General features: G+C 51.0%; 20 protein-coding genes. 12 read left to right on the forward strand and 8 right to left on the reverse strand.

Annotation, left to right across the window (positions count from 1 at the left end; genetic code table 11):
• The first annotated feature begins 460 nt into the window (after positions 1-460).
• Both KU854_RS10885 and KU854_RS10890 read left to right on the forward strand, forming a co-directional pair.
• Complete coding sequence (locus KU854_RS10885) at positions 461-2,107, forward strand: AMP-binding protein (protein WP_218358584.1); 1,647 nt, start codon at positions 461-463, stop codon at positions 2,105-2,107.
• 222 nt (positions 2,108-2,329) lie between these two features.
• Positions 2,330-2,620 (forward strand): DUF406 family protein, encoded by a 291-nt coding sequence (locus KU854_RS10890; protein ID WP_054779981.1) that lies wholly within the window; start codon positions 2,330-2,332, stop codon positions 2,618-2,620.
• A 78-nt stretch (positions 2,621-2,698) separates the two neighbouring features.
• On the opposite strand, the gene KU854_RS10895 is transcribed toward KU854_RS10890, so the two are convergent.
• Positions 2,699-6,757, reverse strand: a complete 4,059-nt coding sequence (locus KU854_RS10895; protein WP_255555524.1) for a hybrid sensor histidine kinase/response regulator — start codon at positions 6,755-6,757, stop codon at positions 2,699-2,701.
• A gap of 197 nt (positions 6,758-6,954) precedes the next feature.
• Here KU854_RS10895 and KU854_RS10900 point away from each other — a divergent pair, with 197 nt between their 5' ends.
• A complete protein-coding gene (locus KU854_RS10900) occupies positions 6,955-7,839 on the forward strand; it encodes a DMT family transporter (RefSeq protein WP_336245244.1) in 885 nt (294 codons plus the stop codon).
• A 33-nt stretch (positions 7,840-7,872) separates the two neighbouring features.
• On the opposite strand, the gene KU854_RS10905 is transcribed toward KU854_RS10900, so the two are convergent.
• The 3 genes from KU854_RS10905 to KU854_RS10915 all read right to left on the reverse strand — a co-directional run bounded on the left by KU854_RS10905 (position 7,873) and on the right by KU854_RS10915 (position 10,679).
• Positions 7,873-8,481 (reverse strand): DNA-J related domain-containing protein, encoded by a 609-nt coding sequence (locus tag KU854_RS10905; RefSeq protein ID WP_218358585.1) that lies wholly within the window; start codon positions 8,479-8,481, stop codon positions 7,873-7,875.
• Positions 8,482-8,857: 376 nt separating this feature from the next.
• Positions 8,858-9,976: a glycine cleavage system aminomethyltransferase GcvT gene (gene gcvT, locus KU854_RS10910; protein WP_218358586.1), complete on the reverse strand. Its 1,119-nt coding sequence runs from the start codon at positions 9,974-9,976 to the stop codon at positions 8,858-8,860.
• Between the two features lie 70 nt (positions 9,977-10,046).
• The gene (locus tag KU854_RS10915; protein WP_054779979.1) at positions 10,047-10,679 is read right to left on the reverse strand and encodes a helix-turn-helix domain-containing protein; all 633 of its coding nucleotides are present in this window, start codon (positions 10,677-10,679) and stop codon (positions 10,047-10,049) included.
• Between the two features lie 574 nt (positions 10,680-11,253).
• Between KU854_RS10915 and KU854_RS10920 the strand changes: the two genes are divergently transcribed.
• The 6 genes from KU854_RS10920 (at position 11,254) to KU854_RS10945 (ending at position 18,580) form a co-directional block, all read left to right on the forward strand.
• Entirely contained in the window at positions 11,254-12,654 is a 1,401-nt protein-coding gene (locus KU854_RS10920) for an L-serine ammonia-lyase (protein ID WP_218358587.1), read from the forward strand.
• Positions 12,655-12,770: 116 nt separating this feature from the next.
• Complete coding sequence (gcvH, locus tag KU854_RS10925; RefSeq protein WP_218358588.1) at positions 12,771-13,148, forward strand: glycine cleavage system protein GcvH; 378 nt, start codon at positions 12,771-12,773, stop codon at positions 13,146-13,148.
• A gap of 15 nt (positions 13,149-13,163) precedes the next feature.
• Positions 13,164-16,028, forward strand: coding sequence for an aminomethyl-transferring glycine dehydrogenase (gene gcvP, locus KU854_RS10930; RefSeq protein WP_218358589.1), 2,865 nt, complete (start codon positions 13,164-13,166; stop codon positions 16,026-16,028).
• Positions 16,029-16,309: 281 nt separating this feature from the next.
• Complete coding sequence (gene pepT, locus KU854_RS10935) at positions 16,310-17,542, forward strand: peptidase T (RefSeq protein ID WP_218358590.1); 1,233 nt, start codon at positions 16,310-16,312, stop codon at positions 17,540-17,542.
• Positions 17,543-17,734: 192 nt separating this feature from the next.
• Positions 17,735-18,139 carry a DUF4332 domain-containing protein gene (locus tag KU854_RS10940; RefSeq protein ID WP_054779976.1) on the forward strand — a complete coding sequence of 135 codons (405 nt, stop codon included), beginning with the start codon at positions 17,735-17,737 and terminating at the stop codon, positions 18,137-18,139.
• A 216-nt stretch (positions 18,140-18,355) separates the two neighbouring features.
• Complete coding sequence (locus KU854_RS10945) at positions 18,356-18,580, forward strand: hypothetical protein (protein ID WP_054779975.1); 225 nt, start codon at positions 18,356-18,358, stop codon at positions 18,578-18,580.
• A 107-nt stretch (positions 18,581-18,687) separates the two neighbouring features.
• On the opposite strand, the gene KU854_RS10950 is transcribed toward KU854_RS10945, so the two are convergent.
• Entirely contained in the window at positions 18,688-19,251 is a 564-nt protein-coding gene (locus tag KU854_RS10950; protein ID WP_218358591.1) for an NnrU family protein, read from the reverse strand.
• Positions 19,252-19,445: 194 nt separating this feature from the next.
• Between KU854_RS10950 and KU854_RS10955 the strand changes: the two genes are divergently transcribed.
• The 3 genes from KU854_RS10955 to KU854_RS10965 all read left to right on the forward strand — a co-directional run bounded on the left by KU854_RS10955 (position 19,446) and on the right by KU854_RS10965 (position 22,552).
• Positions 19,446-20,216: a nuclear transport factor 2 family protein gene (locus KU854_RS10955; protein WP_218358592.1), complete on the forward strand. Its 771-nt coding sequence runs from the start codon at positions 19,446-19,448 to the stop codon at positions 20,214-20,216.
• A 212-nt stretch (positions 20,217-20,428) separates the two neighbouring features.
• Complete coding sequence (locus KU854_RS10960) at positions 20,429-22,195, forward strand: Na/Pi cotransporter family protein (RefSeq protein ID WP_255555526.1); 1,767 nt, start codon at positions 20,429-20,431, stop codon at positions 22,193-22,195.
• A 114-nt stretch (positions 22,196-22,309) separates the two neighbouring features.
• Positions 22,310-22,552: a hypothetical protein gene (locus tag KU854_RS10965; protein WP_218358593.1), complete on the forward strand. Its 243-nt coding sequence runs from the start codon at positions 22,310-22,312 to the stop codon at positions 22,550-22,552.
• Positions 22,553-22,747: 195 nt separating this feature from the next.
• Here the strand turns inward: KU854_RS10965 and KU854_RS10970 are convergent, their stop codons facing one another.
• From KU854_RS10970 to KU854_RS10980, 3 genes are read right to left on the reverse strand one after another with little or no spacing between them, the layout of a single operon-like run.
• Positions 22,748-23,206, reverse strand: a complete 459-nt coding sequence (locus tag KU854_RS10970) for a GNAT family N-acetyltransferase (RefSeq protein ID WP_218358594.1) — start codon at positions 23,204-23,206, stop codon at positions 22,748-22,750.
• Positions 23,207-23,217: 11 nt separating this feature from the next.
• Entirely contained in the window at positions 23,218-24,072 is an 855-nt protein-coding gene (locus KU854_RS10975; protein ID WP_218358595.1) for a patatin-like phospholipase family protein, read from the reverse strand.
• On the reverse strand, positions 24,069-25,088 hold the full coding sequence (locus tag KU854_RS10980) for a substrate-binding domain-containing protein (RefSeq protein WP_218358596.1): 1,020 nt from the start codon (positions 25,086-25,088) through the stop codon (positions 24,069-24,071). The genes KU854_RS10975 and KU854_RS10980 overlap by 4 nt, the downstream gene beginning before the upstream one ends.
• Positions 25,089-25,091 lie beyond the last annotated feature (3 nt).

Raw genomic sequence — 25,091 nt, forward strand, 5'->3', positions numbered from 1 at the left:
TATTCCTGCTTTTTTGGCTTCCGTACCCTAAACAATCAAGACATCACTACCACCACATCCTGCTCACAGCGTTGCCACTGTGACTACGTAGTTCTTGACCACACTTCGTTGGGCTGAATTTAAGTTTACCGACTACCCGTCGTTATTCTGGCTTTCTTAAAGATAGTACACATGATTAATTTATAAACTGAAGGAGCAGAAAAATGTGAGATCTCAGAAGTGCGTATCACGGGCGAGCAATCGCTAGTAAAAGGGTCTATAACAAACTGATATGGCAGCATTATTCTTGGTGGATGAAAATGCAGGTACTCGCAAAGGGAGCGTTACCTACATCAAAATTTGAACAAGCGTTTGAATGATTAACTTGACCAACCCACCACACCGCACTTAATTTAACAACTCAATAACATTACAATTAAAAATCAATTACCTCTCCCCTTCAGTAATACAGGGTTTCTTTATGGCTCAACCAAAACCACACCAACAGATGCTACGCTGGGCTGAAGAACGCCCCAATGAGATCTTCCTGCGCCAAATCATCAACCGGCAGTTTACTGACTTCACCTATTCAGACGTTGTCGACCAGGCGCTGCGTATCGTTACCGCGCTGCAGGGCATGGGGCTGGAGCCGGGTGATAAAATCGGCCTGATCTCTAAAAACTGTGCAGAGTGGTTTACCGCAGATTTGGCCATGATGCTCGGCAGCTACATCAGTGTGCCTATCTTCCCGACAGCGGGCGACGATACCATTGCCCATGTGCTTGACCACAGTGAAGCCAAAGCCCTGTTTGTCGGTAAACTGGACGACACCAAAGCATTGAAAGCCGCACTTGAGCCGCGCAATAAAATGCCTACCATCGCCTTCCCCTACCCAACCATTAACTGTGGCTACGACTGGGCGGATTTGGTTGCACAAAATGATCGCGCTGATGTTAATCCGGATCATCAGGACAGCGACTTGATGTCCATCGTTTATACCTCCGGCACCTCAGGGCTGCCCAAAGGCGCCATGCTGAGCTACGGCGCGTATGCGTGGTCTGCGCAGCGCCTGATTGACCATATTGGCATGCAGGATGGAGAGCGCCTGTTCTCCTATCTGCCGCTGGCACATATCACTGAGCGCGTTTACATCATGGGCTCAGCGATGATGGCCGGTATTTGCACCGCGTTCCCTGAATCGCTGGATACCTTTATTGAAGACGTGAAAAAGCACCGCCCGACGCTGTTTATTTCGGTACCACGCCTCTGGACGCTCTTCCAACAGCGTATTCAGGAAAAACTGCCGGACTCAAAACTCAACCTGCTGCTGAAAATCCCGTTCGTGTCTGGGCTTATCAAAAAGAAAATTGCCAGCAACCTGGGCTTGGATCAGGCGCGGGTATTGGGCTGTGGTTCAGCGCCGGTGTCTGCCGCACTGCTGCTGTGGTATGAAAAACTGGGTCTGCACATTACAGAAGCCTGGGGGATGACTGAGTCTTTCGCGTACAGCACGCTCAACTACCCGTTCCGCAAAGATAAAATCGGCACTGTGGGTAACGCAGGGCCGGGCATTGAAATCAAAATCGCTCAGGATGAAGAAATCCTGGTGCGGGGTAAAGGACTGTTTGACGGTTACTACAAAAACCCGGAAGCCAGCGCAGAGACTATTGTGGATGGCTGGTTACACACCGGCGATATCGGCTCGCTCGATGAAGACGGTTACCTGAGTATTCAAGGCCGGAAAAACGACACATTTAAAACAGCCAAAGGGAAATTTGTCAGCCCAGTTCCTATCGAGAAACGTCTGTTCGAACTAAGTAATGTGGAAATGATGTGTCTCGTTGGTTCAGGTATGCCGGGGCCGATTTTGCTGGCACTGCCTCATCACTTCCCCAACTTCGACCGCGCGCGGTACGAGCGTCGCGTTAAACACGTTATCGAAACTATCAATGGTGAACTGGAATCTCACGCCAAAATTCGTGGTGTGTTTATGATTAAAGAGCCATGGAGCATCGAAAACGGCTTGCTGACGCCCACGCTGAAAATCCGCCGTCATTTGCTGGAGAAAAAATACCACGATGTGGGCGTAAACTGGCCTTCCGGTCAGTTAGTCCAGTGGGAAGAATAGCTTCCTATCAATTTTGAATCGCGGGCGCTAAGCCCGCGTTTTCTTTCCCATTCCCGGGCTTGTCTTTCCGCTTCCCTCCCCTGCGAAAACTTCTTTCAGTCAAAAGCCCTCGATGGCGTTGTATCCCTTATTTTTTGTAGTAATATTACAAAATAATTTTATACGGTGCTGACCACCCGCCATTGCGGAATCTGGGACAGCCTGTTTGAGAGAGAGAAAGCAATGAGCCAAGAAGAATACCAAGTATGCGAAGCCTGCGGCGTGACAGCAGAAATGGGTTTTGTGATCGGTGAAGGTGACGAAGTTGCCGAAGTGCGCATTTTCGCGGAAGAAAAAGAAGCCGCTGTTGCTGAATTCCAACGCTATCTGGCACTGGCAAAACAAGTGAACGAAAACGTGATTCACGACCTGAACGAGTGTGCAGAGCTGACTCTTAACCCGCTGGTCGTTAAACTGAAGTTTGAATGCAGCGCTGAGAAGCTGATTTTCGAACTGCGCAGCCGTTCTATTTAAGCGCGCGCACTAGCAAAAAGTTCGAAACATGAAGAAGGCCGCAATGCGGCCTTCGTTGTTATTGCACCTAGCTTATACCTAAAACAGCTCCGGCGCGTCTTCCACTTCATCGACACCCAAAGTATCCAATACCGCTTCGAGTTTTTTGGCCGCCGCTTCGTATTCAAATTTGCGGATTGCGTCTTCAACGCCGGACAAATCCACATCCATCGCCTTCGAGTTCTCCTTCACGCCAGTGATAAAGTCAACGGCCTGGGTATCGAAGTTGTTGAGCAGGATTTTCAGTTGCTCCAGCTCAATCCTGAACTCTCTTGGGGTGTAGCCAGCAAACCCGCCGTCTGCGACCACTTCAGGCTCTTTAGGCGGCTCTTCTTTCGGTATGTAGGTCTGGATTTCCTGCAGGCACTGTTCAATCTTGTCCACCAGACTGGCTTCCATCTTGCGCTCTGAGCCTGCCTGGTCTTCAAGATTACCCGCAAGCACAGCCAAGCCTTTGGCTGATACGTTTGCCGCAGCACCTTTGAGGGAGTGAGCAAACAATTCCACTTCATCCCGGTTATCGTCGGCCAAATCCTGACGAATTTTATCAATAGCAGCAAGCTTGGTTTCGGTAAACGCGGTGATCACCTTCCAATAGGCTACGCTGTTCCCCCCAATCCGCTGGATACCTTCATTGGCGTCCAATACCAAGGGGTCGATATCTTCCAAGTTAAGGATTTCAGGCTGGTCTTTTTTCTTCTTCTCATTCCTTTCGACCGAATAGCGCACCGCATCCTTGGTGGCAGATGTCCAGCGACGGATGGTGGAAATCAGCTCGTCCACATCAATCGGTTTAGAAACGTGATCGTTCATCCCCGCGTCTTTACACTGCTTCACATCCCGTTCCATGGCGTTTGCTGTCATAGCAACAATTGGCATGCTACTTAGCGATTCAATTTCACGTATTTTGCGCGTGGCAGTCAGACCGTCCATGACAGGCATCTGCATATCCATCAGCACAATATCGAATTCTTTTTCCTGCACCATATCCAGTGCAATCTGGCCATTGTCAGCCACCTCAATCACTGGGTTGAACTGCTCCAGAATGCCTTTAGCGACTTCCTGGTTAATCATGTTGTCTTCCACCAGCAGGATAGTCATGCCAGTAAAGTCGATTTTCTCAGGCTCAATCTCATCCTCGTGGTTGTTAACCAACTTGAGTTCTTCTTCCCCAAAAGCTTCCATCAAGGCATCAAACAGCGAAGATGGGTTTATAGGCTTGACCAGCGATGCATCAAACAGACCCTGAATCTCTTCGGTAATTAAGCCAGCATCTTCACCATAAGCACTCGCAAGAATGACGTTTGGCTCTTTGTTCAGCCCAAGCGCACGGATTTGTCTCGTGGCTTCATCACCGTTGATGCCCGGCATCTTCCAGTCCATCACAACCACGTCAAATCCATCGTTACCCTTGTCCGCGGACTCGACTTCATAAACCGCCTCTTCGCCATTCGATACCGCTGCCACACGCAGATTCAGGTTATCCAGCAGCGCATACATGATGTCGCGGGAAGCCTGGTTGTCGTCCACCACCAGCACACGTTTGTCGCGGAGTACGGTTGCTTTCGCCACCTGCTCTTTGATGCTCGATTCACTACGGCCGCAGCGGATAGTGAAGGAGAAGGTAGAACCTTTGCCCGGTTCACTTTCTACCCAGATTCGCCCGCCCATCAATTCAACAAAGCTCTTCGAAATTGTCAGGCCGAGTCCGGTACCGCCATATTTTCGGGTGATAGAGCCATCTGCCTGAGAGAAAGACTGGAACAAGCGGCCAAGCTGATCTTCATTCATACCAATACCGGTGTCCTGAATATCGAACTGCACTTCGATCATTTCGTCCAGTTCAGTCACTTTACGCGCCCGGATAATAATCTCGCCGCTTTCCGTAAATTTGACCGAGTTACCGGTTAAGTTGATGATGATTTGCCCTAAACGTAGCGGATCACCCACCAGTTCATCCGGCAGCTCCGGATCAATATCGAAGATCAGCTCCAGCTCTTTCTCTTTCGCCTTCACCGACACAATGTTACTGATGTTGTCGAGCACCTCGCTGAAGCGGAATTCGATGTGCTCTACCGACAGTTTGCCCGCTTCGATTTTCGAGAAGTCGAGAATGTCGTTGATGATGCCAAGCAGAGATTTACCTGCTTTCTCAATGTTCGACACATAATTGCGCTGCTTGTCGTTGAGGTCTGTCAGCAAAGCAAGGTGCGACATACCAAGGATCGCGTTCATCGGCGTGCTGATTTCATGGCTCATATTGGCAAGAAACTCACCTTTTGCCTTACTCGCCTCGGTCGCCTGGTCTTTGGCGGAAATAAGGTCAGATTCGAGGCGTTTTTGTGTGGTGATATCGACAAACAGGCCCACAATCCCCATGACAGCACCATCGCCACCATAGTAGGTTGCTTCATAAACCGTGATGTTACGTGTGTCGCCATTGGCAGCATTCAGCTCTATCTCGTAAACCTGAGACCCGGGCTTATCGAGCAGATCAGACTCTTTCATGATGAAAGTGGTGGCGACATCCTTGGGGAAAAGATCCGCCGGTGATTTGTCCACCACGTCAACATAAAACAGCCCCAGAAAATCGGTGAAAGCGTCGTTCACGCCAATGTAGGCACCTTCCCTGTTGCGGAAATAAGTAGGGTTTGGAATGGCGTTGATAATTTGCTGGTTGAGTTTGAGTTGTTCGGAAACACGCTGCTCTGCTTCCATTTGCAGTTCGGCGTTGAACGTTAACTGAATGCCGACCGCCAGGTCTTCCTGGGCTTCCTGCAGCCAGTCTATTTCTTTGTCGGACAGGCTTCGTACCGAACCCAGTTCCAACACCCCGACCATGTCGTTATTAACAATCAGCGGGATAAAATACATTTCGCACAGACAAATCTTCCCGGTTGGGAGGTCGAGACAGAATTTATCTTCACTGTTGCGGATGCGCAGGAAATCTTTGGTGAGCATGATGGTGCGGTGGAACGACACCGTGTCTTTGTCCATTTCATGGGTCTTTTCATCAACACCGACCCCACCGACAAGATGAAGTGAATTGCTTTTTAACACGTATATCGCGACATACGGCAGTTCCAGGCGCTGGGAAAAGAAATTTGAGACCTGTAAACCTAGCTCTTTGGTATCTGCACAGCCACGGATCAAATCCGAAAATGCTTTAATGCGACGGGTAAACTCAAACCGCTCCGCGATTTCACCCAACACTTCGTTTTGCGCCGCAGCCAGATCTTTCAGCTCGCCCTGGGTGTTCACATCCAACTGGAATTCGAACTCTTTATCACGCACCTTACTGACAATGGTGCTGCGGATGTTATCGAGGGGTTTGAGGAAACGCACCCAAAGCAGCACTGTGGTTGCCGTCACGGTGATCAGCAGTATCAAGGCCATGGCGATTGCAAAGGCATCAGCATTGCCTTTTTGAAGCTCCAACTCCCTGAGTTGCTGACGAGATGAGCGATCAATCGCTTCAGCAAATGCACCTAACGGCCCCATGATTTTGTTTTTAGCATGGTTGTAATCAGGGCCAAACAGCATCTGTTGTGCCAATTCCGGATTGGGCAACACCCGCTCAATACCCCGCGCTGTGCGTTTTTTACCCTGAATGAGATCCATTGCCGCGTCTTCAAGCGTGACCAGCTCTTGCGAACGCGACAATGCCTGGATCAGAAATGTCAATTGGGCTTCGGCAATACCTGCGTCTCTCATTCGGCTAATCAGTGATGGATATTCAGGTCGGATAGGTGCTTCGGTATGTTCAAAAAGATAGTTGGGGTCAGACAGCTGTGCCCAGTAGTCAAAGTTGTAGCCATTTGGACGCGGTAATTGCCCTTCCCTGATCGCAATCACTTCATCATAGAGCTGACGCCAACGCTGGTTCGAGGTCACCGCATAGTTGCGCGCAAACCGGGTCAAAAGCTCAGAACTGTTCTTCAGCTCCGTGGCCAACATATACTGCATGTAGCGCTGCTCATGGATTTTAGCTATCTGACTCGCTAGCGCATCTGACCGGGAATGAGCAAGCATGATGGCAACGCCGAGGATGAGAATAAACCCCATTAACGCAAAGTAGATGTGGCGAATCGAGCTCATCTGGACTCCAAGAATCTTTAAATGGTGACATCTGTATCAGTTAAGCGTAGACCCCGTTATACAGTTGATAAAGAGAGAAAAACCAAATGGGCGGTTGCCAACTCGAATGAATCACGCCATAAATGGGCTAGGATCTGTAAGCCAGATTTTTCACCGACAGATCAATTGCTGAGCCTGCCAACGTAGAAGGAGAGAGCGTGACACCACTAGCGAAAGGGACTTTTGCCATGATAGCGGGTGTAACGATACTGAGTGTAGACAGCCTGCTTATCCGACTGATTGAATCGTCAGGATGGACGTTGCTGTTCTGGCGTGGATTACTTTCTGCGGCTGTTATCGCGGGCTTTATGCTTGTCACGCGCCCAGCAAACACCCTTGCTGCACTACGTAAACCGTCCAAAACGCTGCTCGTTGGCTCGTTCGCCTTCTCCATTTCTACTGTCTGCTTTGTACTTTCAATTGAGCACACCCAGGTCGCCAGCACGCTGATCATCATCAATGTCAGTCCGCTGATCAGTGCCCTACTGGCTTTTGTGGTGCTAAGTGAGCGGGTGGAGCTAAGAACAGTTATTGCCATTATGGCGGCCATTGTCGGTGTCGGGCTGGTCTTTTCCGACCAACCTATGCCAACTGCTTCTTTCGGCAACATGATGGCGCTGGTCACCGCATTTATGCTCGCCACCTACTTTGTCATTCTTAGATACAGCAAGAGCGCGAATGCTGCCCTTTTTCTGATCCTCGGCGGGTTATGTACTTCGATCATTTCATTGTTTGCGGGTGCTGAGCCGTTTTCCCTGTCAGCAAAAGAGTGGGTGTATATTCTTATCCTGTGTGCGGGTGTGGTGCCGGTCTCCTTTATGTTGATTTCCCTCGGTCCACGCTTTTTACCTGCCGCCCACGCCAACCTTTTCATGTTGCTGGAAGCGATTCTTGGGCCGCTGTTCGTCTGGGCTGTCCTTGGAGAAGTACCCAGTGAAAATGTATTGCTGGGCGGCACTGTCGTGATGGTGACGCTGTTGCTGTTTACCCTTTCGGCCGCGAGAAGCCGGCGGGTCACGAATAAAAAACCCGGCGCTGTATAGGCCGGGTTTCCTGATTTTCACCTTTCCAAGCGTTTAAAGCCGTAAACTCTGCCAGGCTTCACACATGGTGCGAAATATTGCTGCGTCCCCTTCTGGGCGATCCGGATGCCATTTCAGCGCCATTTTCCGCCACTGACGCCGGATTTCAGAATCCGATGCAGTCTCAGAAAGTCCCAGTGCTGAAAGTGCATTGCGCCTTTCTACCGTGGTTTCGCTGCAATGTCCCACATGCTGCTGGTAGCGTTTCCAGAAAGAGGAAAGCAGTTCACGCACATCCTCCAATTGGGCATCGTAATTGCTCCAGTCCATGTAGTAGCCACGCAGTGGGTCGTCACGGTTGATTTCGTGTTGCACAAACCCTGAACCTGCACCCCGCCACATCAGGCGAATGTCCATCGACTCTACCTGCAGCCATTGCTGGGGCAGCAACATTTCCTGCAGCTGGTAAAGGGCATTCATGATGAGAAAATTACGCTTGAACAAGTCCAGTTGGGGGTCATCATCCAAATGGTCCATGATGGTATTTTTCTGAAGTTCAGCCATTAAGTAGTGGACTTTCCAGCTTTGTGGTGATGCTTCCAGCACACTTAAAATTGGCCAGATCAGGGGGTTATCAATATCATCCCGTTGTTCAGCAAGCATACTGCCTTTTCTCCTTCGACCTTCAGTCTTATCTATAAGACCTTAATCCATAATCCTGTGAATCGCCTGCTAAATTGGTTGATTCTGCACGAATTCACAGACTAACGCCTTCAATCAACATGGGTTTCACTCTTATTGACAAAAAGCTCACCATTAAGGGGGAAGCATATGCAGTGCCAGATCTGACCCGAGCCGTTAAATTTTCCGACACAATGAAATTTTAGATTTCCTATCAAACTGACAGACAAAGAAAAAGGCCGATGTTATCCATCAGCCTTTGGGAGTGTCATTAACATTCAATACAGTAGGCGGGATTTTGCCGCTTTTTATCGCCAGTTTCGCTACTGTTCGGAACTTTTCTTACATTCTCAGTCAATTAACCGCGATAGTAACGCTGAGGGACAAACGGCATTTTCTCGACGGTCATCGGCAACTTCTTACCACGCACTTCAGCGAATACCTCAGTACCCTCTGCTGCAAACGGTGTTGCCACATAGCCCATGGCGACTGGCTGGCCTTTGGTTGGGCCGAAGGTACCGCTGGTCACAATGCCGATTTCGTTATCATCTGCATCAAACAGCTTCGAACCTTCACGCACTGGCGCTTTGCTCGCACCCACCAGACCAATACGCTTGCGGGAAACCGCTTTGGTGGCGATTTGGTCGAGAATGATATCCGCACCCGGGAAGCCACCGGCACGTTCACCGTCAGCGCGGCGTGGTTTGCTTAGTGCCCACAGCAGGCTGGCCTCAACGGGCGTAGTGGTGGTATCAATGTCATGACCATACAGGCACAGGCCACATTCCAGGCGCAGTGAATCACGGGCGCCCAGACCAATCCACTCCACTTCATCATTAGCGAGAAGCTTACGTGCAAAGTCTTCTGCTTTTTCTGCAGGCACTGAAATCTCGTAACCGTCTTCGCCTGTGTAGCCAGAGCGGCTTACCAGACACTCTACGCCGTCCAAATCCATGGCTGCCGCATCCATAAACACCATGTCGGCAACCGCTGGGTTCAGGGTTGCCAGCACTTGCGCCGCTTTCGGGCCTTGCAGTGCCAGCAGTGCACGGTCTTCAATCACTTCGATGGTGACATCATCCGGCATATTGGCGCGAAGGTGAGCGATATCCTGATCTTTACACGCTGCGTTAACCACCACAAAAAGATGGTCGCCAAAGTTGGTGACCATCAGGTCATCCATCAGGCCGCCTTCCGCGTTGGTAAACAGTGCATAACGCTGCTTGCCTGCCGGTAAGTCGATGATGTCGACCGGTACCAGGGTTTCCAGCGCTTTTGCTGCATTTGCGCCATGAAGGCGAAGTTGCCCCATGTGTGAAACGTCGAACAAACCTGCCTGTTCACGGCAATGAATGTGCTCTTTACGTACACCTAACTCATATTGCACCGGCATGTCGTAACCAGCGAACGGTACCATTTTCGCGCCCATTTCGATGTGCAGGGCATGCAGCGGGGTTTTCAGTAAATCCTGAGACATGTTTCACTCCATGTTCACGGCCGAAGCCGACGTTCTCAAATTCTGCCAGGCAGCATTGCGTTAATCGTGATTAGGAAGCCGTTACCCAGAGGATAAGGGCATCATCTTCACTGACTGAGGTGAGCATGTGGCCCATTGCAGCGTCGTAATACACGCTGTCGCCTTCATTCAGTTCAATCACTTCATAAAATTCGGAGTAGAAGGCAATCGCACCTTCCAGCACCAATAAAAACTCTTCGCCATCGTGACGGATCCATTCGTCATACTCTTCGAACGAACGCGCCCTCACACGGGATTTAAACGGAAACATCTTTTTGTTGGTCAACTGCGTTGCCAACAATTCGTGCTCATAGGTGCCGGTTGGGCGTGGTTTACCTTCACCTGCACGGGTCACATCGCGGCGACCGGTTGCCTGACGCTGTTTCGGTGGCGCAAACAGTTGGGGAATGTCGATATTCAATCCCGCTGCCAACTTCTGCATTGCCTGAAACGTCGGCGAAATTTGTTCGTTTTCGATTTTCGATAAGGTTGAGCGGGCAAGCCCTGTTAATTTGCTCGCCTCTTCCAGTGTCAGACCGCTGCTGGTGCGGATCTCTTTTAGCCGTTCGCCAAGCTTGAGTGGGGAAATAGGCGCATCGCCCTGAAATCCAGCCCGCTCAACAGTCACTGACGGATACACATCCTGTGCATCTGAATCTGCCATTTTGCTCTCTCCCTGATTCCGACAGGCACATCATGTTCATGGCCTCAATGGGCGCATTCTTACACGAAGCCGGTGTGACACCCTACGCGCAAGTTAACATTTTTAACAAAAAGTTTCCTATTGGAAACTTAGCGCAAAAATTTCCGGACGCAATTTAAACGCAAATATTTCTGCGGAGCGGGAATTCAGCACGGAAAATCCCCGCCAAAACAGTCACTTTCAACCAATCTCCCTATCTCTTTGTTTTAAATGACCTTAATCTATGTGCACTTATTGTGCATTTGCAAAACAATCCATAAGCGCGTAAAAAGGCAAACGTTTGCGCAAAGTTTTTCTTCTGGTGCCAATCTCAAGTGGTCATATTGTGAGAACTGTTCATGGGATCACATTGAGAGTTTCTTATTGGAAATTTTGTTTTGCAGGGCGCAAATTCGTTTTGTATGTTACGCAAATGTTGAAATGCAAATAACAATAAAGCGCCACGCTTGCTATACCCAAGGTAACGCTGTTTATCCGTATCCTTGGGTAAGCCCACAGACGTGGAAAGCACATACAAACAACCAGGAGACGTGCGATGAGCCATAGCATGTTTGACCTTTTTAAAATTGGCGTTGGCCCTTCCAGCTCCCACACCGTGGGGCCGATGGTCGCCAGCGCAAGATTTGCTGCTGAACTGCGAGAATCAGAAAAGCTTCACAGCACAGAACGGGTTTCTGTGGAATTGTTCGGATCTCTGGCATTAACAGGGAAAGGACACGCCACTGATGTGGCCTGTGTCATCGGTTTGATGGGCGAATGGCCGGAAAGCGTGAATCCGGACGACATCCCGACCCTAACCAACATGGTGAAAGGCAGTAAAGAACTGCCACTGGATGGACACCGCTTCGTCCCGTTCGACTGGGACAAAGACGTGGTCTTCCACTTTGACCAGGTGCTGCCGGAACATCCGAATGGCATGACCATCACCGCATTCGGTAACGACGATGCTGTGTTACTCAGCCGCACCTACTTTTCTGTTGGTGGCGGATTTGTGGTCGAGAAAGGGGAAACGGACGCACTGGCGAACGATTTTGTTCCGCCCTACCCGTTCAGTAACGCCGCTGAATTGCTCGCACTCTGTAAGAAAGAGAAATGCTCAATCGCCGACATTGTGCTGAAAAACGAACTGGCCCGCGCCAAGGCGCAGGATCCCAAAGCCACAATGGAAACGGTTTACGCGCAGATCGATGCAATGTGGCAGGTGATGGCAGATTGCATTGAACGTGGCATGACGCAAGACGGCATTTTGCCGGGCGGACTATCACTCAAGCGCAGGGCGAAAAAGCTGCACGACAGCATCAAGAAAAAAGATTCTGACGGCTTGCCTGTCGACACCAATGACTGGGTCAACATGTACGCCATGGCAGTTAACGAGGAAAACGCCGCCGGTGGGCGCGTAGTGACAGCACCGACAAACGGAGCCGCAGGTGTGATTCCTGCCGTGCTGGCCTACTACAACAAGTTTGTTGCGCCGAATAACGCACAGGGTATCCGTACCTTCCTCGCTGTCGCTGCCGCTATTGGTTCACTATATAAAACCAATGCGTCTATCTCAGCGGCAGAGGTTGGTTGTCAGGGTGAAATCGGCGTGGCCTGTTCCATGGCTGCCGCAGGGTTGGCCGCCGCCATGAACGCCAGCGTTGAACAAATTGAAAACGCGGCAGAGATTGGCATGGAGCACAACCTCGGCCTGACCTGCGACCCTATCAACGGTCTGGTGCAGGTGCCCTGTATCGAACGCAACACCATGGGCGCAGTGAAAGCGATAAACGCAACCCGCTTGGCACTGAATGGCGACGGCGAGCACCATGTGTCGCTCGACAGCGTGATTAAAACCATGCACGAGACCGGTCTCGACATGATGAGCAAGTACAAGGAAACCTCTCAGGGCGGCCTGGCAACCAACACTATTCCAATCAATGTGGTGGCCTGTTAACCGCAGTACTTGCAAAAAGGATGATTACGCCAACGCCTACAGGCGTTGGCAAAACACACAAGATTTGCCGCTTTTTGGCGAAGCTCGATTAATGCGTTTCACACGGAGAAGTAAAAATGGACTCAACCCTGAAGTTTACTGAAAGCCACGAGTGGGTGAAGGATAACGGCGACGGCACTGTCACTATCGGTATTTCCGATCATGCACAGCGTCTGCTGGGTGACGTGGTGTTTGTAGACCTGCCTGAAGTCGGCAGCGAAGTAGAAAGCGGCGAAACCTTCTCGCTTGTCGAATCTGTTAAAGCTGCGTCAGACATCTATGGCCCAGTAAACGGCGAAGTGGTTGAAGTGAATGAAGCGCTGGAAGAGAGCCCGGAACTGGTCAACGAAGCACCTTTTGAAGGCGGCTGGATTGCAAAAATCAAACTCGCTGACGACAGCAACCTCGACCACCTGATGAGCGCAGACGCTTATCAGGAAACCGTTGAAGACTAATTCAGGACCAAGGTCATGACAGAATTACGTTTACTCGATCAGTTAACACCGGACAACGAGTTCCTTACTCGCCACAATGGCCCGCGCGAAAGCGACATGGATACCATGCTGCAGACGGTCAATGCCACCAGCCTTGAGCATTTGATTGAAGAAACCGTTCCTGCAGGTATCCGTTTGCCAGAGCCAATGGCACTGGAAGCGCCATTGAGCGAAGTGGCGATGCTCGCCAAGCTCAAAGCCATTGCAGGCAAAAACCAAATCAAACGCAGCCTGATTGGACAGGGTTACTACGGCACCCATACGCCACACCCAATCCTGCGCAACGTGCTGGAAAATCCGGGTTGGTACACCGCTTACACCCCATACCAGCCAGAGATCTCCCAAGGCCGTCTTGAATCACTGCTGAACTTCCAGCAAATGGTGATGGATTTGACCGGCATGGAACTGGCGAACGCCTCCCTGCTGGATGAAGCGACTGCTGCGGCAGAAGCGATGACCCTGTGTAAGCGTGGCGGCAAGAGCAAAAGTAACGCCTTTTTCGTTGCCGACGATGTTCACCCGCAAACGCTGGAAGTGATCAAAACCCGCGCCCAATACATGGGCTACGACGTGGTCACCGGTGCGGCAGAAACCCTGCCATCGCAAGATGTGTTCGGTGCACTGCTGCAATACCCTGGCACCACAGGTCAGGTTCGCGATCTGAGCGACATCATTGCCCAAGCGCAAGCCAACAAAACTCTGGTCACTGTTGCCGCTGACCTGCTTTCACTGACTGTGCTGAAAGCGCCGGGTGAAATGGGTGCAGACGTTGTCATCGGTTCTGCACAACGCTTCGGCGTGCCAATGGGCTTTGGTGGCCCACACGCTGCCTTTATGGCGACCCGTGACAAACTGAAACGCACCATGCCTGGCCGCGTTATCGGCGTATCGATTGATGCCAACGGCAACCAGGCACTGCGTATGGCCATGCAGACCCGCGAGCAGCATATCCGCCGTGAAAAAGCGACCTCCAACATCTGTACAGCACAGGCATTGCTGGCAAACATGGCGGCCTTCTACGCGGTTTACCACGGCCCACAAGGTCTGAAGAAAATCGCCCGCCGCGTTCACCACCTGACCGCTATTGCCGCTGCTGCGTTTAACCACGCAGGCATTGCACTGGCCTTCCACGACTTTTTTGACACCATCACCCTCAACACCGGTGATCAGACAGAGGCTCTGTTCAAAAAAGCACAGGATGCAGGCTTCAACCTGCGCAAACTGGATGGTCAACTGGGCATCAGTTTTGATGAAACCACCACGCTCGCAGACGTTAACGAATTGCTGGCAGCACTGACAGATGAAACCGACGTCGCGCAGTTCGCTTCAGCCATTGAAGCCGATGAGTTCGCAGCGATTCCTGAGTCATGCCGCCGCAACAGCGATTACCTGACGCACCCGGTGTTTAACACCCACCACAGCGAAACCCAGCTGATGCGTTACATGAAAAAGCTGGAAAACAAAGACTTCTCGCTGACCCACGGCATGATCCCGCTCGGCAGCTGTACCATGAAGCTGAACGCAGCGGCAGAAATGATCCCGGTGACTTGGCCAGAATTTGGCGCCCTGCACCCATTCGTTCCGGCTGAGCAAGCCGCGGGTTATACCGAACTGGCAGACTCGCTGAGCAAGATGCTGTGTGAAATCACGGGCTACGATGCGTTCTCCCTGCAGCCAAACTCTGGCGCACAGGGCGAATACGCAGGTCTGGTTGCTATTCAGCGCTACCATGAAAGCCGCGGTGAAGCACATCGTAATGTGTGTCTGATCCCAAGCTCTGCGCACGGTACCAACCCGGCATCCGCAGCGATGGTTTCGATGAAAGTGGTAGTTGTCGGCTGTGATGCCAACGGCAACATCGACATCAACGACCTGAAAGCCAAGATCGAAAAACACCGCCACGATCTCTCCTGCATCATGATCACCTACCCTTCTACCCATGGTGTCTACGAGGAAGCCGTGCAGGAAGTGTGCGAACTGATCCACGAAGCAGGCGGTCAGGTGTACCTTGACGGTGCAAACATGAACGCGCAGGTTGGCCTGACAAGCCCGGGCTTTATCGGCTCTGACGTGTCACACCTCAACCTGCACAAAACCTTCTGTATCCCGCACGGTGGCGGCGGCCCAGGTATGGGACCTATCGGTGTGAAATCGCACCTTGCGCCATTCCTGCCAGGTCACGTAGTGAACGGCACAGGCCATGCGGTTTCTGCTGCGCAGCTGGGTAGTGCCTCTATCCTGCCAATCTCATGGGCTTACATCGCCATGATGGGTGAGCCGGGTCTGACGGAAGCAACCAAGGTTGCTATCCTGAGCGCCAACTATGTGATGGAGCGTCTGCGCCCTTACTACCCAGTGCTGTACCGCGGTACACACGGCCGTATTGCGCACGAGTGCATCATCGATATCCGCCCAATCAAGGAAGCGTCGGGCATTTCTGAGGAAGACATTGCGAAGCGTCTGATGGACTTCGGTTTCCACGCGCCAACCATGTCGTTCCCGGTTGCAGGCACCTTGATGATTGAGCCAACGGAAAGTGAAGACAAAGCAGAGCTGGATCGTTTCTGTGATGCGATGATCGCTATCCGTGAAGAAATCGCCAAAGTGCAGGACGGTGAATGGCCTTTGGAGAACAACCCACTGGTTAATGCCCCTCACACCCAGGCTGATTTGATGGCTGCAGAGTGGGATCGCCCATACAGCCGCGAAACCGCATGCTTCCCAAGTGCTCAGGCGAAAGCCGCTAAATACTGGCCGACCGTTAACCGCGTCGATAACGTATACGGCGACCGCAACCTGATCTGCTCTTGCCCAAGCATTGAAAGCTATATGGAAGACTGATTCGAATTGAATCGGTTAGGTATGGTCAAATAACTAAAAAGCGAACCGGTTGGTTCGCTTTTTTGTTTTCAATGTTTCAAAGAAAAATCTCCAATCCATTACCTCTTCCGCGATTCCAACGAATCACTTATTCACCAAATCCAGCCAAATTTACAACATCATTACTTTCATAAAAGTTGTCCACCTCCCCCACTGCAACCTTGTGATTCAGTTAACATTGAGCTTGCAAAACGACATGTATGCTTTGGCCAACTCATTGGTTTCATTATTGAAGAAGTACTATGAATATTGTCGATCGTTTTCTTGCCTATACCCGAATCAACACCACCACCAGCCGTGAAAATGGCGCAGCGGGCATTATGCCTTCCAGCCCGGGGCAGCGTGTGCTGGCGGAACTGCTGAAAAGTGAACTGGAAGCCTTGGGACTTTGTGATATTTTGCTGAATGAGCGCGCGATCCTAACCGCGACCCTGCCTGCCAACACCGATAAGTCTCTGCCTGTGGTGTCGTTTTTTGCCCACCTTGATACCAGTGCCGAGCAAACGGCGGATACCAAGGCGCACATCGTTCATTACACCGGTGGCGACGTCACCCTGAATGCCGACGCCAATATCACCATGCCACTGGCGCAGTTCCCTGAGCTGAATGATTACATTGGGCAAGACTTGATTGTGACCGACGGTACCAGCTTGCTGGGTGCGGACGATAAAGCGGGTATCGCGGCGATCATGCACATGCTGCAGTATTTCAAAGCCAACCCGGAGATTGAGCGCGGCACGGTGAAAGTTGGTTTTGTGCCGGATGAAGAACAAGGTCTGCGCGGTGCCAAGGCATTTGATGTAGAAAGCTTCGGCGCGGATTTCGCTTACACGCTGGATTGCGGCGGTATCGGTGAGTTTGTTTATGAAAACTGGAACGCGGGCGATGTGGTTGTCACCTTTACCGGCCAGTCTGCGCACCCAATGTCAGCCAAGGGCAAGCTGAAAAACTCCCTACTGATGGCGCACAAATTCATCGCTATGTTGCCTCCGGGCGAAGCGCCGGAATACACCGAAGGCCGCGAAGGTTACTACTGGGTGAAAGAGCTTCAGGGCAACAGCGCCAAAACCACGCTGAAAATGGACGTGCGCGATTTCACTAAAGCGGGCTACCAGCACCGTATGAACTTCCTCAAGCAACTAGCAGCATCATGTGAAACGCTTTGGGGTGAAGGCTCGGTGACCATCACCCTGGCCGACCGCTATGAGAACGTGAAAAACAGCCTTGAAGGTGATGCCAGCTTCCCGATTGATATCGCCAAAGCAGCTTACGCGCGTTGTGGTATTGAAGTGAAAGCCATGCCGATGCGCGGTGGTTACGATGGTGCAGTGCTGTCGCAAAAAGGGCTACCTTGCCCGAACCTGTTTACCGGCGCGCACAACTTCCACTCTATCTATGAATTTCTGCCGGTGAAATCCCTGCATGCCGCCGCGGATGTGTTGGTGGAAATCGTGAAAATCACCGCAGAGCGCTAATAATATTTTAAGAAGCACCAAAGCCATGCCAACGCATGGCTTTTTGTTTTTCCTGCAATTACCAGAAACATGACAATTGTCCTCACTCCTGTCCTGCTACATTTTTTTTGCTGAATGCAGGGCGGCGCATTCGCTCCGACTCCGTTCCGTCTTGCATTGGGCTTATCGCTCAATAGTTAAGGAGAAGAGCAAATGACAAAGCTTGTTGATATTGAAGGCATTGGTGGAACATACGCCGAGAAACTGGAAGCCATCGGCATAAACACCATCGAGCAACTGCTGGAAAAAGGTGCTCAGCCTTCAGGCCGGAAAGCCATTGCGGAAGAGAGCGGCATCAGCGGAAAACTGGTACTGAAGTGGCTGAATCGCGCAGATTTGGCTCGCATTAAAGGCATCAGCACCCAATACGCCGATCTGCTTGAATGCGCAGGCGTGGATACCGTTCCAGAACTCGCACAGCGTAATGCTGCGAACCTGGCTGCCAAAATGGCCGAGGTCAACGAAGAGAAAAACCTGGTTCGCCAACTTCCCGGCGAAAGCAAAGTGGAAGACTGGGTTGCACAGGCTAAAGAGCTGCCACGCGCTATCCACTACTGATAGACAAAGATACACGTCCACACGTTGGCTCTTCGGAGCCATCGTTTTGTTACCATCCCGTTACATTAATCGTCTATTTTCCGCCCAAATCCTGCCAATTTGTTTGAGCCGTTTCTCAACTCTGCCCCCTCAAAATAGGAATGTCAGGCTGGCTGTGTAGGCTTAACCGTGAGCGCTCCCCATCATTTAGGCAGCAAAACAGCCGAGGAAGGACTTATGGCCGATCGCGAGAACAAACTCTTTTGTGATGAATGCGGCGAGATTACGCCACACACCCTTATCGAACTGAAACCTCAACAGGCGGCAGTAGACGCCACCCTTTTCCAGCGCGCCACCATCGTACTTTCCAACTCTCTGGATATGATGCTAGGCAGCAGCTACCAACAATGTTGCCGCTGCGGTGCAACCTTTGGTCACAGCGATATCTCCTGCACGTTTTAGTTTCGAATCACCAACAGACAGATTAGATAACAAAACGGCCCATCTCGGGCCGTTTTCGGTTTTATATTGCGGATATTGTTTCAGGCGCTGTTTCAGGTAGAAGCGCTTTATCCGTGAACTGGCACTCCGGCAATATAGGGGTGCAAGAACATGACCGCCACATAAGCGACGAATCCAATCACGACAACCTTCACTTCGGCGCCCCAACCCGGCACGGGTGGTTTTACCCATTCACCGTCGCGTTTGTTGATAAAGACGATTTCCAGAATCGCCCACACGCCCAAAGTACCAAACAGCATAACGGCGCGGGTGTCACCATTTAACACCAAATGGGCAATTGCCCATAAAATCACACTGGTAAGCTGCGGGTTGCGGACATATTGCTTTAGTCTTGTCGGTAGTTTGGCTGCAACGAAAAAGATAAACGCAACCAAGACCAGCAGCATTGCCAATGGGCGGGTAAACGCAGGCAATACATAAAGAAATTCCGGTATCGAGCTTCGCCAGCCCATCACAATCATCACCAGCGACAGCACAATCAGCACTGAAAACGCAGCGCGATAACCGTTGTTACCCATTTGGGCGATCAGGGACTGTTTGATCCCCACGCCCAACGTCGGGATAAAGTGCACCAAACACCACATAGCCAAACCCAGAAATAACCAATCCATGCTTACGCTCCGTTATTAAACCCTTACCGCCCGGTCACAGTGACGGGGGTGTATTTTCACTCTATTACGCCATTCGATAACACGTTGTTTTTATGTTGAGAAGGAAGTGGTTCCCTGAATCATAATCTAGCCAAATGTCATAGATGTGCTCAGCTAAACTCGCTAATTGAGAGACCTACTGAGGAAATTTGCACGTGAACGAGATCCGAAAGCAAAGAATTCATGACCTGCTCAAAAAAGGCATCGAACACGGCGATGCCAGCGCTGTGACTGTCGTGGATGAAAAACAGTACAAGCAACACAACCCGATGACAAAAGAGGGAGATATCGGGCTTGCCGAGCTTTTTGCCCGCTTGGCCAAAACCAATCCCCATGTGGAGATAATCCGCATTTTTTCAGACGGCGACTATGTGTTTGCCCACACTGAGTATGACTTCAGCAGCGTAAAAATCTGCTTCGAGGTATTCCGGTTTGAGGGAGAAAAAACTGTCGAGCACTGGGATAACCTGCAACTCAAACAACCGCCCAATGCATCCGGACACAGCATGGTGGATGGCGCAACAGAGGTCACCGACCTCGAAGCCACCAAGCGAAACAGGGATACGGTTGAGTCCTTCATTCAGGAAGTGCTGATTGCCGGTGATATTCCCGCCCTGCCAGGCTACTTCGATAAAGACCACTACACGGAACACAGCCCAGAGCAGGATGACGATATCAACAACCTGATCAAGGCGCTGTCTGCCAAAATGTCCGATGGCAAGCCATGCATTCACTATCAGGCTTTTCACCGCACCCTGGCCGAAGGCAATTTTGTCCTCGCCGTTTGTGAAGGCTACCGCAATGGCACCCATTCAGCCTTTTATGATCTGTTCCGGTTGGAAAACGGCAAGATTGTCGAGCATTGGGACACGGTGGAAGCCATTCCGCCAAGGGAAATCTGGAATAACCAAAACGGGAAGTTCTGACCAGACCACAAATGCAGAAACATTCAAACCCAATTGATGAAGCCAAATCTTCCGTCACAACCGGGATGACTCAGTTTTCAATTTTCTCTTTGGGAAATGGGTCAATACGACAATCTATTGAGTTTTAATGAATTGAAAACTGTGAACCATACTAAAAGAAATCAAGGCACACCGACCTATACTCGATAAATAACAAACCGTTAAGTGTGCCTATGACCAAATCCCTACTTGCCCTCGCCTGCCTGCTGCCTTCCACTGCGTTTGCCCAAAGCAGCCTTTCGCTGGATTACCTCACCATGTCTATGGGGTTGTTTGGTGGTTTGGCACTGTTTCTCTACGGCATGGAAAAGATGTCGCACTCGCTGAAGCAAGCTGCGGGAAGCAAGATGAAACAGGTGCTGGCGACGCTGACCAAAAGCCGGATCAGCGGCGTATTCACAGGTGCAGGGCTCACCGCCGTTATCCAGTCTTCCTCGGTGACCACCGTCTTGTTGGTTGGTTTTGTCAGTGCGGGATTGATGTCACTCAACCAGACTGTTGGTGTGATAATGGGTGCCAATATTGGCACCACTGTGACTGCTCAAATTATCGCCTTTAAAGTCACCAAAGCCGCACTGGCCATGATTGCGGTGGGTTTTGTTGTGCAATTGAGCGCAAAAAATGAGCCATTCAAAAATTATGGCAATATCGTTCTCGGGCTCGGGATGCTGTTCCTTGGCATGAACATGATGAGCGAAGCCATGACCCCACTTCGCACCTACCAGCCATTTATTGACCTGATGGCGACCATGGATAACCCACTGTTTGCCATTCTGGTTGCTGCCGCATTTACCGCACTGGTGCAGTCTTCTTCCGCCACGACCGGTATTGTTATCGTGCTTGCAGGTCAAGGCTTTATCTCGCTGGAAACCGGTATCGCGCTGGCAATGGGTGCCAATATCGGTACTTGTGTCACCGCCTTATTGGCGACCATTGGCAAGGATGCAGAATCAAAGCAAACTTCCGGCATCCACCTTCTGTTTAATGTGATTGGTGTGCTCATCTGGCTGCCCTTTATCTCCCTGCTCGCCTATGCCGCAACAGCTATTTCCCCTGCTTCACCGGAGTTGATGGGCATGGAGCGTCTGGCCGTTGAATCCCCACGGCAAATCGCCAACGCCAACACCCTGTTTAACGTGCTCAACACCCTCATCATGTTGCCCTTCAGCGCTTATTTCGTGACCGCTGTGAAAAAGCTGGTGCCACCGGATGTAAAAGACACCAAAGAGCGGGAACTGCAAAAGCTGGAAGTAAAATATATCCGCGATGACTTCCTTTCCACGCCAGATATTGCTCTGGAACAGGCTCAGCTTGAGTTAGCGCGTGTTGGCCGCCGCGTCGTGAATATGGTGAACATGCTGCCGTCTATTGGTGTGGATTTGAAAAACGATAGAGAGAAGCAGGAAGTTCGGGAAACCTTGCGGGAGATTGAAAAGATTGAGGATGAAGTCGATACCCTGCACGCCCAAATCCTGACCTACCTTGGCAAACTGCGCCACAACCCACTCTCAAAAACCCAGAGTAACCAGCAGATCAAACTGGTGAGCATCACCGACCAACTGGAAAGCATTGCGGATTTGGTGGTCAACGGCTTGCTGCCACTCAGCTACAAAACGCTGGAAACCGACTTCCACGCCAGTGAAGAAATGCACAAAACGCTCGATTTAACCCAGGACAGGGTGAGAAAAGCGCTGCTCGACAGCGTTAATGCCATCCGACGTAACGACGACCAGCTGGCAGAAGGCGTTATGCGCGCCAAACGGGAAATCAATGCGCTCTTAGAAGAAGTGTTGAAACATCAGGCCGAGCGTTTGTCTCAAGGTACTCAAACGCGACTGGCGAGCTTCCGCATTCAAATGGAATGGGTGGAAGTGCTGAAACGCATTTACACCCTGAGTAAACGAATCGCACGCCTGCAACTGCGCAAAAGACCCACTTAGCAGGTGTTTAATTCACCATACAAGAAGGAGAAACGTTGACGGATTGACACTTCACGGCAATACTGTATACATAAACAGTGTTTATACAAACAGTGTAGTTAGGAGGGTTGAATTATGAACAACAAAGAATTTAACCAACTGCTGGAGCGCGTGAACCAGAGCCGAAAGGCGGCACTGCAGGATGAAACATTTCTCGCCCGCGCCCAATCCCACGCCGAAGAACTGACACGTCAGGAAAGCATGGACACGCGCCCGGTTAAACGACGGCCGAAGAAAAAAGCCTCTAGTGCACCGAAGCGATTTGCCAATGTGTATGAAGGCTTTGCTGATGGCAGAAGTGAAGGGTTTTGTTATTGAAGCGACAACGGGTTAACCGTTGAATGAATGACAGCTTCCAAGCTGAAGCAAAATAAACTCACGAAGAGCTGGACGGCACCACTGACAATCAATCAGGCGGTTGCAAGCCCAGCTCTTTTTGTTTTTTCTTGGTCAGTCCCGATGCAACAATCTGGTGCGATTCGAAAATTCTGCACAACATCGCCTGCGAACAAACTATTTGAGGTACTTCTGCCAATGCAATTGGTCTTTTAAGAACACGTTGAAATCTTCAAACTCGCATGAGCGGTACAGCTTTTTGGCCACTTCATTGTCGCCTGCCACTTCCAGAGTGATCTTCACATAGTTGTTCTCACGGCAATATTGCTCGATGCCAGTGAGTTGAGCCTTGCCCAGTCCTTTCCCACGGAATTTCCCCGAAACCATAAAATCATGGATATTCATGACATTCTTATTGCTATGGGTCGAGTAAGATTCAAAGCAGACTGCACATCCGGCAGGCTGGCCATCAACGAATGTCATAAAACCGTGAAAGTAAGGCAAGGTGAACAGATGACGGACAACCGACAGATCAAACTCCACCGGCTCATCAGCCATATATTCACTGAATAAAACCCCAAACATGCGCTCATGCTCGGCGTTAGTTTTGTCGATGCGTGTTACTGAGATTTCCATTGTAGTTTCCGTTAATTTGAAAGCTGAGACCACAGCAAAACCGCCTCTTTCCCCGCTTCAACACCCAAATGATACGCAGCTTCCAGCGGCGCTTTTTCGCGGCTGAGGCGTTTGAGTTTGAAGTTTTCCGGTGGGCAGATTTGAATGATTTCGACACCGTCAGGTGGATTGTCGATGAGATCCAGTGTTTGGTTGTAGCGGATATGGCGGGTGAGCATGGGCTCAATCAGGGCGGGATGATCTTTAAGCATGCGGCGGGTTAAACCACCGAACTTGCCTGCCGGTTTACGGTAACTTGCAGGTCGGCTGCGAAGTACCATGATTTTGGTTGCGCCGCGGCGGATCGCTTCAGCGACGGGAATGGCATCAGTCACCCCACCATCAACATAACGCACGCCGTTCAGTTCAACGCCTTGTCGGTACATCACGGGCAAAGCGCTGCTGGCTTTCATGGTTTCCACCAGCATATCGACATCCGGGGTATGGTATTCCGGTTTGCCGTTGTCTTGCCTTGTCACGCCAAGAAAAAATGGCCTAGGATCCGCGCTGAGTACGTTTCTATCAATGCCCAGCTCTTTCAGGGTGATATTCCACATCCAGTCGAGATCCATCAAATCGCCGCCACGCAGGAACTTGCCTGGGCGGAGAAATTCTTTTCTCAGGCTGTAGTCGAGGTAGATTTTCAGGTTCCGACCCGGCATTTTCGCCAGATAAGCAGCAAGATTACTGGCACCGGCGGAAACGCCCCAAAAGCTGTCGAACGGTGAGAAATCCTGTTCAAGGAAATGGTCGAGTACCCCACAAGAAAAAACGCCACGCATGGCGCCACCTTCCACAATCAATGCGCGGGAACCTACCTGTTTCATTGGTCATTCCCTTTACAAGGGATAACAGAACCGCGCTCAACCACCGTAGGTTCAAGCTCTACAACCTGTGAGTCCCGCTCACGATCCGCAATGCGGGCAACCAGCGCGTCAACGGCGGCCTTGCCCAAACGGTATTTCGGCTGGTGAACCGTGGTCAGTGAAGGTGTCATATAGCGGGCGACGTGGATATCATCGTAACCCATTACCGAAAGGTCACTCGGCACAGAAACACCCTGCTCATGGGCGGCATTTATCAGCCCCATCGCCATCATGTCGTTTCCGGCAAACACCGCTGTAGGCAGAGTACCGTGCTGCTTGAATTTGTCGAAGGCCTGATAACCTCCCTCACACTCAAAGTCCCCTTCAATTACCCAATGTGGATGGATTTCGAGATTGGCTTCTTTCATTGCCCGCTTAAAACCCTGATAGCGCATTTGCGCCTGATGCTTATAAAGCGGCCCTGTAATACAACCGATATCACGGTGACCATTAGCAATCAGGTGTTTGGTGGCCAGGTAACCGCCGCGCAGGGAGTTGTCCTGAATTTTGTCGCAGGGATACGAAATCGGGCCCCAGTCCATCAACACCACAGGCACATCGGCTAGGCGTTCCAGGATCGCGCTGTATTCTGATTCCAGGGTTGAACACATCAGGATGAAACCGTCGACGCGCTTTTGCATCAAGGTTTCCACCGAAGCGCGCATGCGTTTCACGTCCCCTTCGGTATTGCAGAGGATCAGGTTATAGCCTTCGTGATAGCAGCAGCGTTCGACCCCTTTTACCACTTCGCCGAAAAACGGGTTGGTGGAGGTGGTCATTAGCATGCCGATGGTGTTGGTGCGGTTGGTCTTGAAGCTACGCGCCAACGCGGAGGGCGCGTAATAATTGAGTTCTTTGGCAGCATTGTTCACGCGCTCTGCAATTTCGTCACTGACAAAGCGCGTTTTGTTTATCACATGGCTGACGGTTGAGGTTGAAACACCGGCTAACTTCGCGATGTCTTTCATTGTCGCCATGCG

Source organism: Enterovibrio paralichthyis (assembly GCF_019209835.1).
Lineage (GTDB): Bacteria > Pseudomonadota > Gammaproteobacteria > Enterobacterales > Vibrionaceae > Enterovibrio > Enterovibrio paralichthyis.